The following is a 1,838-nucleotide window of genomic DNA, read 5'->3' on the forward strand; positions in this document are numbered from 1 at the left end:
AAGCTCTTGGCTAACTTGGCACCGATCGGGAATTCAACCGCTGTCGCATCCGAGTCTTCAACCTTGATACCGTGACCGGCAGAGTATCCGTCGCTACGCACGTGATAGACATCCATTCCGATAAACGGAGTCACGTCAGCCCAACCGAGGTTCAACGTCTTTTGTGCTTGAACGCCCGCTGAGTAAACGGCTGTATCCGCGTCGGCATCGATATCGGCCACTCCGTGCATCTTCATGTCGCTCTTGAGGAACGTCGCCGAGACGTCACCCAAAATGTCCACGAAGCCGACGGTTGTGCGACCGTAAGCACTGATGCCGTAGTAATCAAATTCATCTTTAGCGTTAACCTTGTCATTGTCGGTATCACCGGTACCGGCTGCCAAAGCCACACCCAAAGACAGATTATTCGTTACCATGCCCTCAGCACCGATCACAATACCGTAGTGGTCGGTTTCCGTATGAACGGACTGAGCACCGGAAGAAATGCCCTTCAACTTGGTCTTGCCGCCCATCACATGAGCCCACAGGCGAGGTTCTTGATCCATCGTCGATTCAGAGCGAACGATTTCGCGGAATTCTCCTGCACGGTCATAAGCATTGGTGAACACAGACAACGCACCACCGATATTCATCGCCGCATCAAATCGAGCTGCGGTCGATGCGAGATTGCCGACATTGCCGGAAGCATCGGTTAAAAGCGAATCCACGTAGTTGCCCGCATCACCGCCAGCAGTCATACCGGCATTAGCCAGCTGACCGCCTTGCATCAAGTCGCCGAAGATCTTCGTGGCGTCTTCAAGCTTCACCGTGAAGGAACCGTCATCATTACCGGTCAAGCTCCACAAGGCATTACCGGAGACGATTTGATCGGCGGACCACACGTTATCGACGCTGGCTAACTTATAGGTTTCGCCATTTTTCATCGAGCCGACAATCACAGCCTTGGAGGCGTCATTCACATTAAACGTATCGGCCGTAATCAACGCTTCGCCGGAAGCCAATTCCGTCACATCGGCCACCAACACGGAGTTTTCACCAAACGTCACGGAACCTGCTGCAGGAGCATCACCCAACTGTTGCAAAGAACCGTCGACAACCAATGCGCCGTTTGCATCAATCGTAATGGGTTGAGCCACATAGGCTGCAGCCAACACACCGCCCTGACCCCAGGTCACTTGCTTACCGAACACAGGGGTGAAATTCGTGGTATTGCCTGAACCGAAAACAACGTAGCTGTTATGACCGGCAATTACTTTAGCGTCCACCTTGGGGTTCTTAAATACCAAACGAGAGGCATCGGTGACTTCCTGTCCTTCTACCCAAGCAGGATCAAGGAAGAAGGTCATGCCGTTTAATTCAGAAGTTTCGCCAACGGTCATGTCACCGCGAGCATCTTTGGTACCGACGTTGATCACGCTGCCGGCAGCTGCCGTCAGTTTCTCAACATTTACAGCACCCGTGACGGTATGAGCCGTAGCGTCAACCGTCATACCCTTCACTTCTACAGCCTGAGAGCCGGAAGTAATGGTTGAAGAGGTATTTAACTTCAGAGTATCAATGGAAGCAGAAGCGTTATTGACAACAAGACTTGAAGAGTTCACTGTCAAATCGGCAATTTGATAACTACCGGCTTGAACATTCATTTCACCGCTGTTAGTAATCGTCACGGGAGCTGAAAGTTTTCCGCTGTTATTAGTCGAAGCCGCATCGCCAAGCTTTAACGTTCCTTCAACTGTTACGCTCTTATCACCTTCGCCGGCAAACGCAATCAATTCCTTATCGTCGCCGCCAACAAGCGTCACGGTATTGGATTGAGAAATTGCAACTTCATTGACTCC

The 1,838-nt window shown here is 51.4% G+C and carries 1 protein-coding gene; it reads right to left on the minus strand.

What is annotated here, in order from left to right; genetic code table 11:
• On the minus strand, window positions 1-1,838 hold a 1,838-nt coding region (locus tag H5985_RS09205; RefSeq protein WP_205051014.1), incomplete at both ends, for an autotransporter outer membrane beta-barrel domain-containing protein.

Source organism: Parasutterella secunda (assembly GCF_016901835.1).
GTDB classification, from domain to species: Bacteria; Pseudomonadota; Gammaproteobacteria; order Burkholderiales; family Burkholderiaceae_F; genus Aphodousia; species Aphodousia faecavium.